We start from the raw sequence: 16,231 nt of genomic DNA, 5'->3' as shown, positions 1-16,231 counted from the left end.
TGATGTTATCGATAAAGTAGGAGGTGCGAGGCGATGAAGAGGACTAGCTTAACTACTGGTAATCAAAATGAAATAGCCACAAATGATTCGTCGATTACCATAGCGGCCATTAAGCTATGGCATATCGCCTTGCCCTTGCGTTTTACCTTTAAAACTGCACAGGGAAGTGTAACAAATCGAGAAAGTTTAATCGTGGAAGTGACAACCACCACAGGCTATACAAGCTATGGCGAAGTGGTGGCTTTCACTGACCCTTTTTATACGGCAGAAACGTTGTCCGACAGTAAAAAAATACTACAGACTGCGTGGCTGCCATTTTTTGTAGGTAAAACGCTGGCAGAGCCTTGGGACTGTTATCGTTTATTAATAAGCGGTGCTAGCAAGCATAGTTCATTTGCTTTGACTGAAAAGAGTCGTTTACAATATCCTATGGCTTGGGCAGGGCTAGAAAATGCATTACTCCATGCCTATTATGGGGAACGAGGTATATCGACCATGGATACCTTAGTGGCTGGTAGTAAAAAACAGCAGATTGAGTCTGGTGTTGTTCTTGGGGATATGCCAATTCCTGAGTTATTACAAGCCGTTGCTACTCATGTCAAGCAAGGTTGCAGGCGTATCAAATTAAAGCTGACACCTCGTGATGCGCTTAAGCGAGTAGAAGCCGTTCGACAAGCCTTTCCGCAGATTACATTAGCAGGCGATGCAAATTGTAGTTTTCCTGTAACTCAGGCTGAGGATCTTGTGGCTTTGAACGCATACAACCTGAAATCCTTGGAAGAACCCTTTCAGGTGCCTCAGGGACAGTCTGGGGTAGCTGTATACAAAGATTTACCCTTGACGCTACGTCAAGCAATCAAAACCCCTTTATGTTTTGATGAGAGTGTACAGTCTTTAGCTGATTTAGTAGCTATGCATAAAACAGGTTGGTTAGATTTGCTCAATATTAAAGTAGGGCGCTTAGGGGGGCTGCGTGAAACCTTACGCTGTTTATCCTATTGTCGTCGAGAGCATATTGGGTTTTGGATAGGCAGTATGGTAGAAAGTGGCGTTTCAAAATATATGCATGTACAGTTAGCGGCCTTGGCTGATACCTGGATGGCTGGGGACCTATCGAATATGAGTCGTTACTTTGAACGGGATATTATTACTACGCCTATTGAGTTTAAAAATGGGCATATGGATGTTACTTTTGAAGCGGGCTTGGGAACTACAGTTAATAGAAGTTTGTTACAGGCCTATGCGATAGATTGCCAAGAATTTAATAGAGAGTAAAAGGATAGTCATATGAATTTAGTAGATCAATTACAGATACAATATGTGAATTTGACAGATACAGGCTTTGAAAGTGCTATGGAACTGTCTGCGTTTCACGCACAGCCATTTGGTTATTTAAATGGTGGTGCCACGATTGCTTTTTGTGAAGCGATTGCAGGGATGGCAAGCAATCGTATGGGGCAGGGGGCGTATGTAGGTGTGGGGCAAACTGTAACGGCTCATCATTTACAAGCTATGAAAGCTGAAGGTGTACTAAAAGCAACAGGCACTTTATTGCATGGTGGAAAACGAAATCATGTATGGGAGATTGTATTGACTAATGAAGCGGGACAACGAATTTCACAGGTGACAGTCGTTAATGCCCTAATTAATATGGCAAAAAAAGATTGAGTACAGGAGTTTAGTTAGTATGCTAGAGCGTAAAATATTTGGTTTAGTTGTCTTAGTAGGCATATTTGCAGGGATAGTCGGAATTTTATTTACTAATTTATTACATGTCATACAACATGTAATGTATAGCTATAGTACGGCTGATGGTTATAGTTTTGGTATGGGGGTTGCTCAAGTGAGTGGCTTACATCGTTTAGGCGCACTACTAGCTTGTGGTTTAGTGGCTGGTGTAGGCTGGTTTTTGATACATCGCTATGGGGGCAAATTGGTAGAAGTGAAAACGGCGGTTACTGATGTAACTAAAGAAATGCCCCCTATAACTACCTTATTGCATGCTACCTTACAGATTATTACTGTAGGGATGGGCTCTCCTTTAGGACGAGAAGTGGCACCACGAGAGGCGACGTCAGCACTTATTACGTGGGTGATGCGCTATGTAGACGTGACAAAAGAGAATAAAGCCTTATTAATCGCCTGTGCTTCTGGGGCGGGCTTAGCGGCCGTATATAATTCGCCAGTGTCGGCTACTATTTTTGTTTTGGAAACGCTGTTATTGACGTGGAATGTGCGCGCGTTAAGCTCTGCCTTTATAGCTTGTGGTATCGCGACTTTTATAGTTCGTTTGGGGCTTGGTGATACGATTCAGTATGATATGCCACAACCAGCTATCGTTGGTTCGTTTGCAGAATTTGCTGTCATATTGGGGATTATAATTGGGATTGCGGTTGTTTTTTTTGATAAAACGCAGGCTAAATTACCTAAGTTTAATCGTCAAAGTCCTAAGATAATTCTTTTAGCTGTAGTAGCATTTGGTTTAGTGGGTGTTATGGCTATGTATTTTCCTGCTATTTTAGGCAATGGTAAGCCGGGGAATCAACTTACATTTGCAGAGTTAGTATCTTGGCAGTATGCGTTAGGTTTATTTGCTTCTAAATGGATAGCGGTATTGCTAGCTTTGGCTGTGGGGGCCTATGGTGGTAAAATTACCCCATCCATGATGTTAGGGAGTACCTTAGCGTTAGCGATGGCTGTAGCCTGGAGTGCAATAGTAGGACCTATTTCCATTGGTTTAGCTGCTTTTTTAGGGGCCGTTGTATTTCTGGGTTTGGCACAAAAAATGCCACTTACGTCAGCTATATTTATGTTAGAATTATCTCGGTTTTCCGTAGAGTTATTATTTCCTATCGCACTAGCCATGGGGATGGGTATGTTGACACAACAGTGGTTGAAAACACGAGTATAAGGAGTTTGGCGATGCATATTAACAGATTAGATCACTTAGTAATTACTACACAAGATTTGAAATCATGTCTGCATTTTTATGGTGAAATTTTAGGTATGACTGTGAAAGAAAACAATGGCCGTTATGCTTTGCATTTTGGTAATCAAAAATTTAACATTCATACGAAAAAAGCAGAATTTTTACCAGCGGCCCAATATCCAACCTATGGAAGTTTGGACTTGTGCTTAGTTGTAGATGGCACTATTGAAGCAGTTGTAAAGGAGATTACAGCGAAGGGATATCCGATTGAACTAGGTCCTGTAAATAGAAATGGTGCGTTAGGACCTATGAAAAGCGTGTACCTGCGTGATGGTGATGGGAATTTAGTGGAATTGTGTTGTTATGAGTGATGTATTGTTATCATGGCGTATTAATGATTAGATACGGTGTTATTCATGGCCTAATGACCTTGATTTATAATTTTAAGATGTGCGTAAGAAAAAACTTAAAAATTTTCAAAAAAGTACTTGCGCACATTTTTTAAGTGTGATAAAATAACTTTGTTGTTGCGAAAGAGTAAATAAAAAGCACGACGAAAAGAATACATTTCTTTTAAATCGGGGCATAGCGCAGTTTGGTAGCGCACCTGGCTTGGGACCAGGGGGTCGCAGGTTCGAATCCTGCTGCTCCGACCATTTTTTTAATTGCGGGTGTAGCTCAATGGTAGAGCCCCAGCCTTCCAAGCTGGTCGCGAGGGTTCGATTCCCTTCACCCGCTCCATTTTTTTATGTGGATTTTTTTCTGTGTAATATACTGAGATTATAGGAATACGAATTGACTTGAATTGCATTTTCTATAATAGTTAGTGTATAATATATACGGTGAAAAATTCTTTTTTTAATTTCATATGGTTCAGTAGCTCAGTTGGATAGAGCAACGGCCTTCTAAGCCGTGGGTCGGGGGTTCGAATCCCTCCTGGATCACCATACTAAAAAATAAGGAGTCGCTTCAGATTTGAAGCGGCTCCTTTTGCATGGGATTATTATGTTGATTAAATTTTATTAGTTTAATTTAATTTCTTAATAATCTTCGCTTTTATAGCGTAGTTCAAATTGTTTTGATTTTGGATAAAATCGATGCCTCTACATGTGCCATCTAGCATAGCATTTGTGTAACGATATTTTTCGGCTTTGTCCCAATCAAAGGTAGTTTCAATTTCACTTTCACGACCAGATTCGATTAATTGAACAAGATTAGGATTTAGCATGACAGATTTACCGATGGCTAAGGAATCTACATAACCTGTGTTGTAGGCATTGAGCATATCGTCAGCCGTATAGAGATTACTAACGCCGATAAATGGTACTCGGTTGTTAATACGTTTGTGGAGTGCTTCTATACGTAGTTGTGTAGTGTCTGCACCACGACGAATTTTTTTGTAAAAATCCCAAAGAGATACATGTAAGTATTGAATTGGTTTTTCCAAAAGAGCATCGACTAGGGCAAAGGTTTCCTTAATAGTGAGGCCGTATTCCCCAGGTTCTTCAGGCGAAAAACGGTAGCCAATAATAAAGTCTGGTCGATTATATTTTTTCTCATTTCATCAATAGCATCTACGATAGCGAGTGGAAAACGTAAACGATTTTCTAGTGATCCACCCCATTCATCATTACGTTGATTGTAAGTTTCAGAGAAAAATTGTTGAATTAACCAGCCATTAGCTCCATGGATTTCAACACCATCATGACCTGCTTTGAGAGCTAGTTCAGCTGCATAGGCAAAGTGTTGAACCATTTCGTAGACTTCTTCTGTGCTCATGGCACGAGCGCCACTAAATAATTCCGCACTGGGACCTACTACATCGAAGCCTTGGGTTAGCGGGCGTTGGGCCCGAATCCCTGAATGGGCAATTTGGACAATTGATTTTGCACCTTGTGCATGAGCTAAGTATACTAATTAGGAAAGAAAAATACGAGTACGCAGTATTTTCTGCCTTAAAATTGTTTAGGGAAGTTAAGTATCGTCATGTGATATTTTACTGTAATCATCGAACTGAAATGTATTATAGGCATAATATTTAATTGGTTCTTTAGCAAAAATAGTTTGGGCAAACATTTCAAATGGTTTCAAACTATCTCGTAAATTAAATTGGTAGCTAAGTTCTTCGGTCACGTTCATAGAATAGATAAAGGCAGATGGCATAGTTTTACCAAGCATAACAGCATCGGCTTTTTTGATTTTTTTTTCTAAAACGGGGCTTAAATCATCGCGAATGATACAGGTTCCATGTTCTTTATCTTTTCGTTTACAGTAAAAACAGCTGACACAGCCACGATATTGAAGTGGGTATAAAGAAATTAATTCAGTGTCAGCACCTGTTACAACATAATTATTTATGAAAGTTATCAATTATAGTTATAAGTGATAGAAGATAAGCAAAAACTGCCTTGCTTAGTGGAGAAATTTTGAATAAATAAAAAAGAGATAGGAATATATCGATATTTTCTCTTAAGTCTATTTTGAGCCTAGAGAAGCTTTTGAATATATTCCTATCTCTTATTATTTTTTATAATTGTAATTTAGAAGTTTTATTTTTTCTTTTGGTTATTATATGTATCTAAAATCATTTGTAACTTTGTCCAATAAATAGAATATTCAAGGTTATTTGGTACGTCTATTTTGGCACTACTAGAAGGTAAATTAGTAAAAGTTTTACCATTTTCATAGAATTCTTTTATATCGAGCTCTTGGTGAGTTCGTTTTCCTGTTTTTTTATTGTATGTACCAATAACGACAGATGTTACATATTTAATTTGATTGGGATTTACATGTCCATTTACTAATTGAACTCTTGCAGACAAAACAAGAGTGTCTTTGGTCTCAGATATTAAAGTAACAGGTTCTTTTGAAATAAAGTAGCCTATATACGGTGTAGATTGATACCAAGTCCACACTCGTGAATCTGGTTCATATGTAGCTAGAGAAATGGTTGGAATGATAATGAGTGCAAATACGGCAAGTAGTTTCTTTAACATAGAGATTCCTCCTAACTTAATATAGAGACAGAACAAAATGATAATAAATAGATAATGAAATTATCTTAAGTATAGCAAAAATTCTATAAAATGAGAATATTGTGAAAGCTATTTGTTTTTATCTTATATAGAGCGCTTAATTCTGTTCCATTTAGTATATTCTAATGTTTTTTTATAGTTGAATTATCTTATAAGAGTAAGAGACGTTGATTATGGTTGATTGCAATGCTTCAACTTGAAATTAATATTGACAAGATTCCTAAGAAGGCATATAATCAAATCAATAAAATTTGATTTGAGGTAATGGCTATGGCAAAAGCGGACACGAATGATTTAGCAAGCGCAGCTAAAATATTTAAAGCCTTTAGTGATGAGAAACGATTAGCAATTCTTGCGTTGTTACAATATGGCGAAGAATGTTCTTGTGTACTTTTAGAACAGCTTAATTTGACACAATCTGGTCTATCGTATCATATGAAGATATTGAGTGAGACGGGGATAGTGCTAGGTAGGCCAGAAGGAAAATGGACATTTTATCGTATTTCACCAGAAGGCCGTCAACAGATTGCTGATTTATTCATGGCAGTTACAATGATTCAATAATTTAGTCACCCCTAAGGGTGGCTAAAAAAATGGATTTCAAATCAAAATTTTTTGATTTGACAGAAGGAAGGTGAGACTATGGAAACGATTCTTTATATGTATGAACCAGCGATGTGTTGTGAAACAGGGGTATGTGGTGTGGCGACAGATCCAGAGTTATTGAGGATTTCTACGGTCATTAATCAGTTAGCTAAAAAGGGCTGTATAGTTAAACGATTTAATTTAGCCAGTCATCCGATGGAATTTGCTAATAATGAACTAGTTAAAGATTGGTTGAATTCTCATGAAATTTCAGCGCTACCAATTTCTATTTGGCATGGTGAAATTATTGCTGAAGGACGCTATTTGACGAATGATGAATTGAGTCAATTATTTAATGTGCCTTTAGAAGCTACATCTAATATGGGAAGTTCTTGTTGTGATTGTGAAAGTTGTTAATTGAGTTACTGTTTATATAGGGGTAAAAATTATGAATGAGAAAGTCCTAGATTATGATGTTTTAAAAATAGAGTTAACAAAATACTTATTTTTTACTGGTAAAGGGGGCGTCGGTAAAACCTCGCTTGCTTGTGCTACCGCTGTACGATTAGCTGATAATGGTTATAAAGTATATTTGATTAGTACGGATCCTGCTTCTAATTTGCAAGATATTTTTGAGCGACCATTAGCCAATGAAGGGACTATCATTGATGAAATTCCTTTATTGACAGTAGCTAATTTAGATCCTATTGAAGCAGCTAGTGAATACCGTGAAAGTATTGTGGCCCCTTATCGTGGCATTTTACCTGACAGCGCTATTAAGAATATGGAAGAGCAGTTGTCTGGTTCTTGTACAGTTGAAATTGCTGCTTTTAATGCATTTGCTAATTTTATTACTAATACAGACATTGCCAGTCAGTATGATTATGTTATTTTTGATACGGCTCCAACAGGGCATACATTGCGCATGTTGCAATTACCGTCTGCTTGGTCTAATTTTATTAGTAATAGCACTCATGGCGCTTCCTGCTTAGGACAGCTATCTGGAGTGGGAGATAAAAGAGCTATGTATGAAGAGGCTGTTCGCGTATTGGCAGATCCAAAGCGAACTACTTTAATGTTAGTGACGAGACCAGAAGAGAGCCCTTTATTAGAAGTGAGCCGTGCCGCTAATGAACTAGCCGAGTTGGGGGTAACGCATCAGATTTTGTTAATTAATGGTGTATTAATAGATGCTGATGACGATATATCACAGGCGTTTCAAAATAAACAAGTTCGTGCTATGGTACAGAAAGCCTCTTCATTAGAGGATTTAGATACCTATATAATTCCATTGCAAGCATACACAGTTTCTGGCATTGACAGTATACGAAAGCTTTTAAGTGGTGAGACTTCATTTTCTAATTGTAAAAAAGAGGAATCTGTTGAGTTTAATGATATTCATACGATTGATGCGATGGTTAATGATTTTATAGCTAATCAACGTAAAGTTATTTTTACTATGGGTAAAGGTGGCGTTGGTAAAACGACTATGGCTGCGAGTATAGCTTTAAAGCTGGTAGTTAAAGGATTTAACGTTCATGTGACGACGACTGACCCTGCTGCGCATTTAGAACAAGTCGTTTCAGGTACAAAAAATTTAACGGTAAGTCATATTGATGAGCAAGCAGAATTGAAACGTTATCAAGAAGATGTATTAGCTAAAGCTAAAGCGCAGGGTCTTTCAGAGGATGATATAGCATATATTGCTGAAGATTTACGATCCCCTTGTACGCAGGAAATTGCAGTTTTTAGAGCTTTTGCAGAAATTGTTGAACGAGCTGATAATGAGATTGTAGTTATTGATACAGCACCAACAGGACATACATTGTTATTATTGGATTCGACATTAAGCTATCATCGGGAAGTGGCTAGAACTAGTGGAGATATTCCAAAATCAGTTCAAAATATCTTACCAAGGCTAACAGGGGAAGAAACAGAAGTTGTCATTGTTACATTACCAGAAACAACCCCTGTTTTTGAGGCTAAGCGACTGGCTGATGATTTAGCACGGGCACATATAAAGACTAAGTGGTGGATTGTAAATAATTCCTTCTGGAAAACAAAGAGCACAAATCATTTGTTGGCTTATAAAGGCAAGAATGAAATTCATTGGTTAAATAAAGTGGCTCAATATGCAGCAGGTCATATTGTTGTATTACCTTGGCATGGGGCGTCTATAAAAGGCGATGTTTTACAGAAGTTATAATTTGTTGAGATACTTGGAGGTATAGAATGAAATCAGAGGATATTTCATTTTTTGAGAAAAACTTAACCACCTGGGTATTAGTCTGTATGGTATTAGGCGTAATGATTGGTAAATTTATACCTAGTGTGCCACTCTTATTAGGGCAATGGGAGTTTTACAATGTATCATTGCCGGCGACCATTTTATTATGGATTATGATATATCCTATGATGCTCAAAATTGATTTCACAAGCATTAAAAATATTGGTAAAAATCCAAAAGGATTATTTTTAACTTGGTTTATTAACTGGTTAGTTAAACCGTTTACTATGTATGCCATAGCATATCTATTTTTCTTTGTTTTTTACGAATCCATTCTAACAACGGAACGGGCTATGGAATACTTAATTGGAGCTGTGTTATTGGGGGCGGCCCCTTGTACCGCAATGGTCTTTGTTTGGAGTAAAATGACTCGTGGTGATGGAGCGTATACATTAGTACAAGTAGCGACAAATGATTTAATTATATTGTTAGCTTATGTTCCTATTGTTAGTTTTTTATTGAATCGGGGGAATATTTCAATTCCTTGGGAAACGTTGGTTTTATCTGTTGTTTTATTTATTGTAGTGCCTCTAGTAATTAGTTATTTGAGTAGACAGTATTTAATACGAACTCGAGGGTTTGCGTATTTAGAAAATGTATTTATTCCTAAATTTGATCCGTATGTTATGATTGGCTTATTGTTAACCTTGGTTATTATTTTTACGTTTCAAGGGCAAACAATTTTGAATCAGCCATTAGACATCGTGTTAATAGCGACTCCACTTATTATTCAAACCTTTGCCATTTTTGGGATTACACTGGGCCTTGCTTATTATTTTAAACTGCCGTTTAATATTGCCGCTCCTTGTTCGATGATTGGTAGCTCTAATTTTTTTGAATTGTCAGTGGCAGTTGCTATTGCACTATTTGGGTTATCCTCAGGCGCTACATTAGCGACTGTAGTGGGAGTGCTAGTAGAAGTACCTGTTATGCTATTGCTTGTAAAAATTGCAAATAGCTTAGAGAGTAAATTTAAGTGAGGTGTCTTATGAAACCAAAAGTTGCCTTTGTATGTGTTCATAATTCTTGTCGAAGTCAGATTGCCGAAGCGCTAATGAAACATTTTTCTAGGGAGAGTATAGAGGCCTATTCAGCAGGAACAACGTTGAAAGCGTCTATTAATGCTGATGCGGTTGCTTATGTAAAAGAACTATATGGGATTGATATGGAGGTGTCTCAATATCCTAAATTATTAGATGACATTCCGCCTGTAGATTATATTGTTACTATGGGGTGTAATGTAGGTTGTCCCGTATTACCTTATTCTTGTGAAAAAGAAGACTGGGGTTTGGAAGATCCTACCGGAACATCAGAAGTAGAGTTTAAGAATACGATTCATAAAATTGAAATAAAAGTTAAGGCCTTTATAGAACGTACTTTAAAAAAGGATAACATGTAAGTTACGATGTATAAATTGTGTATTTTATGATGGACAGATTGTGTATGTACTGATTTTCATGAGTAGATTTTGTACGGTTACTAGGCTATATTTCAATAATTTATAAGAATTACATATAAAATTCATGTGCATATTGTGAATTATAGATATAGTTTCTTAGAAAGCGAGGATTACATATGAAAATAAATAATCGTTTTAAAGGTACTTTATTAGAGGTAGGACTTTTCAGTGTATTGGCGCTATGCCAATGATGTCGAATGTCGTTGGGGCCACTGATCAAGGAAAGCATTTAGGCCATTATAAATCACATGTTTACGATGGTCGTGATAAGCTTAAAGTTGTGAATTCAGACATTATTGCACAGTTGTTACGTGGCAAACTTGACTCAACTAATGAAGAGATTGATGATAAACTTCAAAAAGATACTAAAGAAAAATCTAAAAAGCAAATTTCAGAACGAGCGTTACCAGTTATTTTGGCGATGAAAGCTAATTTGCCGGTTTCGTATTTTAAAGCATATATTAAAAATAATTTTACCGATGTATCTCGTTATGTGTTGTATACAGGTTTGGTAAATTCAGCATTTAAGTCATATGTACAGCCAAATTGTGTTGAAAAAGGATTGTTAGAATTAGCGAGTTATGGCTTTATGAATGAGGATACTTCCGATGCGTTTACACGTTATATGGTGTATGATTTAAATACAGATAAAATTTATTATAGTAAATGTCGCGTTTACTATGATACTAATTCTTTAAAAACATCTGAAGTGGAAGCTTTTGATGGAGGAGAAGTAGCGGATTTATCAATGGTACATGATGTTATGGAAGAATTGGCACAACGAGTAGGATATAGAAATTAGAATAGAATTAAATAGAGATATTGATACAGTGTTTTGATACAGTGTATTCGTATAGTTTAGTCAGCGTTTCACCTAATTTATAGTTATTGGGTGGGAGCTGATATAAAGTAATGCACCACAGATTAAGCCAATCTGTGGTGCATTTTAGTATGTGAATTTATAAATAAAAAGATATACTGTATACATGTTGAGTTAAACGCTGATTTTATTGTAATTCTATAGTTTTTGTGTTATCGTATAGAAATACAAATGTATATTGTTGGTGGAGGGAGGTGGTTTGGTGTCAGACCATAGGATTAGAGATTTTCCCGTGTCATTAGGTTGCTTGCCAATAGGGGCTCGGAATTCTATTACTGATGTAGCTGGAGTTAGGGTAGGTCATAAAACACTCAATGAAGGAACGGTTCGGACTGGTGTGACTGTGGTTATTCCAGGTGAAGGGAATCCATTTACTACTAAATATACAGCAGCTGCTTTTGTGCAAAATGGCTTCGGTAAGAGTGTTGGGTTAATGCAAATTGAGGAATTGGGGACTCTTGAAACGCCTATTGCCTTAACAAATACATTGAATGTAGGGAAAGTTAGTGATGCTCTTAATGAGTACATTATTGGACAATCTAAAAATGAGGGACTTGTTGTAGGCTCTATCAATCCAGTGGTGGGGGAATGTAATGATAGTGTATTACATGATATTCAGCAACGTTGCATTGGTTATGCTGAAGTTATGGAGGCAATTGAGACGGCAAACAAGGATTTTATTCAAGGTGATGTAGGAGCTGGACGTAGTACTATTTGTTTTGGCTTTAAAGGAGGGATTGGTTCTGCTTCACGGATAATTACGGTGAGGGGAGTTGAGAATAAAATAGGGACCTCATCTTCAGAGTGTGAACAGTCATATACTATTGGGGTCCTAGTGCAGAGTAATTTTGGAGCTACAAAAGACTTTATTCTTAATGGTAAACCATTAGGGCGTTGGTGGCTCGAACAATATCAGCGCATTCAAGCAGGTCAAAATCTTGAGACGTCTCAGGCTGATGCTGATTTGTGTAAATATGGTGAGTTTGCATATAGTGAAAGTGATCAAGGCTCTATTATTGTAATTGTGGCTACGGATTTACCTGTTAATGATCGGCAACTTAAACGTATTATAAAGCGAGCTGGTGTAGGTATTATGCGTACTGGTGCTTATATAGGGCATGGCAGTGGTGAAGTTATGATTGGCTTTACTACTGCAAATCGTGTGCCTTATGATGGGCCTTTATTTAATACACAACAGATTATACGTGATAGTGCGTTAAATCCTGCTTTTTTAGGGGTGGCTGAGGCAACTTATGAGGCGATTCTAAATTCTTTAGTAGCTGCAGAAGCAGCAACGAGCAAAGATGGTTATAAGTATGAAAGCTTATATGAAGTGCTTAAGCAGTATGAGGATTTGATAGCCAAGATATAAGTAATGAATATTAGTAGTCTAGTAGTCAGGATTAGATTATAGGTTGTGAGTAAAGGGGATGGAAAAGCATGAAGAAATTTAAGTGGATGAGCTTATGTAGTCTGTTGTTAGTCGCTACACTTTTTATGGCGGGATGCGGTAGTGATTCAAATTCAGGGGCAACTACTATTCCAGAGGGAAAATCCATATCGCAATCTAAGGATGTAGTAGCTGCTATTCCTGTAGACATTACAACTATGGATCCGATGGATACAAGTGATACTCTTTCTGGTGGGATTCAACGTTTAGTAATGGACGGTTTGTATAGTTTTGAAGATGATATGAAATTAAAGCCTATGCTAGCCACTGGCTATACAGCTAATAAGGAAGCTACTGAATATACCTTTACTTTGCGTAAAGGCGTAAAGTTTACTGATGGCACTGATTGGAATGCTGATGCAGCTATTGCCAATGTAAATAAATGGGTGGATAAGAGTTTAGGCCTAAAACGCACTAACTTTATTTCAGGCGTTATTCAAAAGGTTGAAAAAATAGATGATTATACTATTAAGTTTACTCTTAATAAGCCATTTGGTGCTTTTGTAAATAATATGGCACATCCAGCTATGGTTATGATGAGTCCGAAGCAATTAGCACAAGGTGTAGATGTTACGGCTAAACACCCTGTAGGTACAGGGCAGTATAAATTTGTAGAATGGGTACCTGGAGATCACATTAAGCTGGAACTAAATAAGGAATGGTGGGGCTATAATAAAGACGTTTCTGGCGGCAAAGCCATTGTTGAAGCTGATGCAGGATTTAAGTCTATTAGTTTTAAACCTGTTATTGAAAGTGCTAGCCGTGTAGCTATGCTTCAATCCGGTGATGCACAGATGGTCTTCGATGTACCAACGGAAGGTTTTGCGGCACTTAAAGAAGATTCCAATATTAAAGCAGAAGAAATTGAAAGTATCGTAGTTCGTTATTTATTTATAAATACACAAAAACCAACACTTAGTGATATTCGTGTACGTCAAGCCATAGCTCATGGTATTGATAAACAAGCTTTTTTAAATGTAGTACGGAATGGATTAGGTAGTGTAGCAACATCTGTAATTGGTCCTAATGTACAGTTCTACAAAGGAAATGATCCTGTTCCTTATGACGTTACAAAAGCAAAAAGTCTTCTTAAAGAAGCGGGTTATGAAAATGGGTTAACTTTAAAACTACTTATTTTTAATACTACGTCTAGTTTAAAACAAGCTGAATTTTACAAACAACAATTAGCTGAAATTGGTATTAATGTAGAGATTGTTTCTATGGAAAGCGCTATTGTTAACCAAAAAGTACAAGGTTTTAGAGGTGAAGGGAAAGATGCTGAGTATGACTTATATATTGCTGGTTGGTCTCCATCTACAGGGGATGCGGATTGGGGTATTCGTCCATTGTTAGCATCGGAATCAATTCCACCACTTAATTATAATTTGTCATACTACCAAAATCCTGAAATGGATTCTTATATTCAGGCAGCTCTAACCACATCTGATAATGAAGTTCGTAAAGAGGCATATGCTAAGGCTCAAGACTTATTCTGGAAAGATATTCCGATGATTGCTGTATCCAATGAACCAGCTACATGGGCTACATCAAATAAAATCGTAAATGTTCGTCTATATCCAGATAATGGTATTAATATGTCTAAGGCACGCATGGCTGAATAAGAGGGAGCTGTGTATCGGGTATTTGGGAAAATATAATAGAGAAGGACCACCAGTACGGCTGGTGGTCTACTCGTTTATAAGGTCTAATTATTAAAAAAGAGAGAGGTGTAAGGACGTTTGTTATTCGAAAGGAGAAGGTCCTATGATTAAATATACATCACGTCGCTTACTGGGTATGGTGTTGACCTTATTTTTAGTGACGACCTGCGTATTTTTCTTTGTACGATTAATACCAGGGGATCCGGCTCGTTTAGTAGCTGGTGAACAAGCTACTGAAGCAGATGTATTGGCTGTACGTGCTCAATTAGGGCTTGATGAACCGGTGACGGCCCAATATTTAAAATATATTACTGGTGTAGTACAGGGGGATTTGGGAACCTCTTTGCGTACAAAACGTCCGGTAGCTGAAGAAGTGGGGTATCGTTATGGCAATACATTAAAATTGACATTTTTGAGCCTTGGATGGGGGACTGTAGCAGGTGTGTTATTAGGTGTGTGGTCAGGCCGAAATCGTGGTAAGTGGCAAGATTATACAGGTATGGCTACCGCTGTGTCAGGAATATCTATCCCTTCATTTTGGATGGGGTTTTTACTCATTATGATATTTAGTGTTAAACTACATTGGTTACCATCTACAGGGGCGACGGGATTTAAAAGTTATATTTTGCCAGCTATAACTTTAGGGACTAGTATTGCAGCAATTATTGCTCGCTTTACTCGATCATCTATTGTGGAAACTCTGAAGGAAGACTATATTCGCACAGCTCGCGCTAAGGGGCTCACTGAAAAGGTAGTGGTATGGAAACATGCTTTTCGCAATTCTATGCTTTCTGTAGTGACGGTTGTAGGCCTGCAATTTGGCTTCTTGTTAGGGGGCGCTGTTGTTGTAGAAGCTGTATTTGCTTTTCCAGGTTTAGGGTCCTTATTGATTCAATCAGTAAATTATCGTGACTATCCAGCAATTCAATCTTTGATTCTGATATTTTCAGCTCAGTTTATCATTATAAATACATTGGTGGATATGTTGTATGCTACTTTGAATCCTGAAATTAAATTATCCTAGGAGGTTCCTTATGAGTGAAAAATTACAAGCCATTCAACCGGGAACACCTGGTATGATGGATATGCATGAAGAGATTAAAAGTCCGACTAAGGTTATGACGCAACGATTTTTTAAACAGCGTAATTCAGTTATTGCTTTGTTTTTTATCTTTTTCTTAGTTGTACTCTCCTTTGTGGGACCTTGGATTGTACCTTTTGATGTGAATGAATATGATTATTCTGCGATTTTACAAGGGCCAAACAGTATACATTGGTTTGGTACGGATGAGTTTGGGCGTGACCTATTTTCTCGTGTTATTTTGGGTACCCCCATTTCTTTGGCAGTTGGTTTATCAGCGGTAACCATTGGTGCTGTGACAGGCACTGTACTTGGTTTACTTAGTGGTTATTATAGAGGTTGGCTTGATGCCGTAGTAATGCGTATTTGTGATACTTTATTTGCCTTTCCAGGAATTATTTTAGCCATTGCTATTGTAGCTATTTTAGGTAGTGGTCTATACAATGTTGTCATCGCTGTAGCCGTTTTTTCTACACCTACTTTTGCACGTATTGTAAGAAGTCGTACGATGGCTATTAAAGAAGCGGTTTTTGTAAAGGCGGCTATAAATTTAGGCGCTTCCGATGCGCGTATATTATTTAAACATATTTTACCTGGGGCGATTCCAGATATTATCGTGCAATATACAATGTCTATTGGTACGTCTATTTTAACGGCATCGAGCCTTAGTTTCCTTGGCATGGGGGCTCAGCCACCAACACCTGAATGGGGGCTTTTGTTATCTAATGGGCGTCAATATATAGCTACCAATATTTATACTACAATTTTTCCAGGGTTGGCGATTTTCTTTACTGTATTAAGTTTTAACACTTTAGGTGATGGTCTTCGTGATGCGCTAGATCCAAAATTGACTGAATAGGAGGG

17 protein-coding genes, 3 tRNA genes and 1 pseudogene are annotated in these 16,231 nt (G+C 37.5%); 17 read left to right on the top strand and 4 right to left on the bottom strand.

Annotated features, from left to right (window positions below):
* Positions 1-33: 33 nt before the first annotated feature.
* The 7 genes from menC (at position 34) to DYE54_RS05730 (ending at position 3,876) form a co-directional block, all read left to right on the top strand.
* Complete coding sequence (menC, locus tag DYE54_RS05760; protein ID WP_115310336.1) at positions 34-1,275, top strand: o-succinylbenzoate synthase; 1,242 nt, start codon at positions 34-36, stop codon at positions 1,273-1,275.
* A gap of 12 nt (positions 1,276-1,287) precedes the next feature.
* A complete protein-coding gene (locus tag DYE54_RS05755; protein WP_115310335.1) occupies positions 1,288-1,668 on the top strand; it encodes a PaaI family thioesterase in 381 nt (126 codons plus the stop codon).
* A 19-nt stretch (positions 1,669-1,687) separates the two neighbouring features.
* On the top strand, positions 1,688-2,911 hold the full coding sequence (locus DYE54_RS05750; RefSeq protein WP_115310334.1) for a chloride channel protein: 1,224 nt from the start codon (positions 1,688-1,690) through the stop codon (positions 2,909-2,911).
* A gap of 11 nt (positions 2,912-2,922) precedes the next feature.
* Positions 2,923-3,300, top strand: a complete 378-nt coding sequence (locus tag DYE54_RS05745; protein ID WP_115310333.1) for a VOC family protein — start codon at positions 2,923-2,925, stop codon at positions 3,298-3,300.
* Between the two features lie 208 nt (positions 3,301-3,508).
* Positions 3,509-3,585: transfer RNA gene (locus tag DYE54_RS05740), tRNA-Pro, on the top strand.
* Between the two features lie 11 nt (positions 3,586-3,596).
* Positions 3,597-3,670, top strand: a tRNA-Gly gene (locus DYE54_RS05735).
* Positions 3,671-3,799: 129 nt separating this feature from the next.
* Positions 3,800-3,876, top strand: a tRNA-Arg gene (locus DYE54_RS05730).
* Positions 3,877-3,956: 80 nt separating this feature from the next.
* Here the strand turns inward: DYE54_RS05730 and DYE54_RS10370 are convergent.
* From DYE54_RS10370 to DYE54_RS05715, 4 genes and pseudogenes are all read right to left on the bottom strand, one after another.
* Entirely contained in the window at positions 3,957-4,409 is a 453-nt protein-coding gene (locus DYE54_RS10370; protein WP_281267711.1) for an oxidoreductase, read from the bottom strand.
* Positions 4,388-4,819: pseudogene (locus tag DYE54_RS10365) on the bottom strand (oxidoreductase); the annotation flags it as partial. The pseudogene DYE54_RS10365 and the gene DYE54_RS10370, both read right to left, overlap by 22 nt.
* An 84-nt stretch (positions 4,820-4,903) precedes the next feature.
* Complete coding sequence (locus DYE54_RS05720) at positions 4,904-5,299, bottom strand: flavodoxin family protein (RefSeq protein WP_174900338.1); 396 nt, start codon at positions 5,297-5,299, stop codon at positions 4,904-4,906.
* A gap of 179 nt (positions 5,300-5,478) precedes the next feature.
* Entirely contained in the window at positions 5,479-5,925 is a 447-nt protein-coding gene (locus DYE54_RS05715) for a hypothetical protein (RefSeq protein ID WP_115310332.1), read from the bottom strand.
* A gap of 309 nt (positions 5,926-6,234) precedes the next feature.
* Here DYE54_RS05715 and DYE54_RS05710 point away from each other — a divergent pair, with 309 nt between their 5' ends.
* The 10 genes from DYE54_RS05710 to DYE54_RS05665 all read left to right on the top strand — a co-directional run bounded on the left by DYE54_RS05710 (position 6,235) and on the right by DYE54_RS05665 (position 16,226).
* Complete coding sequence (locus tag DYE54_RS05710) at positions 6,235-6,528, top strand: ArsR/SmtB family transcription factor (RefSeq protein ID WP_115310331.1); 294 nt, start codon at positions 6,235-6,237, stop codon at positions 6,526-6,528.
* Between the two features lie 78 nt (positions 6,529-6,606).
* Positions 6,607-6,966, top strand: a complete 360-nt coding sequence (gene arsD, locus DYE54_RS05705) for an arsenite efflux transporter metallochaperone ArsD (RefSeq protein WP_115310330.1) — start codon at positions 6,607-6,609, stop codon at positions 6,964-6,966.
* A 31-nt stretch (positions 6,967-6,997) separates the two neighbouring features.
* Positions 6,998-8,755 carry an arsenical pump-driving ATPase gene (gene arsA, locus DYE54_RS05700; protein ID WP_115310329.1) on the top strand — a complete coding sequence of 586 codons (1,758 nt, stop codon included), beginning with the start codon at positions 6,998-7,000 and terminating at the stop codon, positions 8,753-8,755.
* 26 nt (positions 8,756-8,781) lie between these two features.
* Positions 8,782-9,816: an ACR3 family arsenite efflux transporter gene (gene arsB, locus DYE54_RS05695; RefSeq protein ID WP_115310328.1), complete on the top strand. Its 1,035-nt coding sequence runs from the start codon at positions 8,782-8,784 to the stop codon at positions 9,814-9,816.
* Positions 9,817-9,824: 8 nt separating this feature from the next.
* Positions 9,825-10,235 (top strand): arsenate reductase ArsC, encoded by a 411-nt coding sequence (locus DYE54_RS05690; RefSeq protein WP_115310327.1) that lies wholly within the window; start codon positions 9,825-9,827, stop codon positions 10,233-10,235.
* Between the two features lie 247 nt (positions 10,236-10,482).
* Complete coding sequence (locus DYE54_RS05685; RefSeq protein WP_147285262.1) at positions 10,483-11,097, top strand: hypothetical protein; 615 nt, start codon at positions 10,483-10,485, stop codon at positions 11,095-11,097.
* Between the two features lie 280 nt (positions 11,098-11,377).
* On the top strand, positions 11,378-12,547 hold the full coding sequence (locus DYE54_RS05680) for a DmpA family aminopeptidase (protein WP_115310325.1): 1,170 nt from the start codon (positions 11,378-11,380) through the stop codon (positions 12,545-12,547).
* 68 nt (positions 12,548-12,615) lie between these two features.
* Positions 12,616-14,247, top strand: a complete 1,632-nt coding sequence (locus tag DYE54_RS05675; protein WP_218564758.1) for an ABC transporter substrate-binding protein — start codon at positions 12,616-12,618, stop codon at positions 14,245-14,247.
* 142 nt (positions 14,248-14,389) lie between these two features.
* Complete coding sequence (locus DYE54_RS05670; RefSeq protein WP_115310324.1) at positions 14,390-15,310, top strand: ABC transporter permease; 921 nt, start codon at positions 14,390-14,392, stop codon at positions 15,308-15,310.
* A gap of 10 nt (positions 15,311-15,320) precedes the next feature.
* Entirely contained in the window at positions 15,321-16,226 is a 906-nt protein-coding gene (locus tag DYE54_RS05665) for an ABC transporter permease subunit (protein WP_218564757.1), read from the top strand.
* Positions 16,227-16,231 lie beyond the last annotated feature (5 nt).

It is taken from the genome of Veillonella criceti (genome assembly GCF_900460315.1).
In the GTDB taxonomy this organism is placed as follows: domain Bacteria; phylum Bacillota; class Negativicutes; order Veillonellales; family Veillonellaceae; genus Veillonella_A; species Veillonella_A criceti.
Note: the sequence above shows the minus strand (reverse complement) of the source record. Positions and strands in the feature narration are given on the sequence as shown.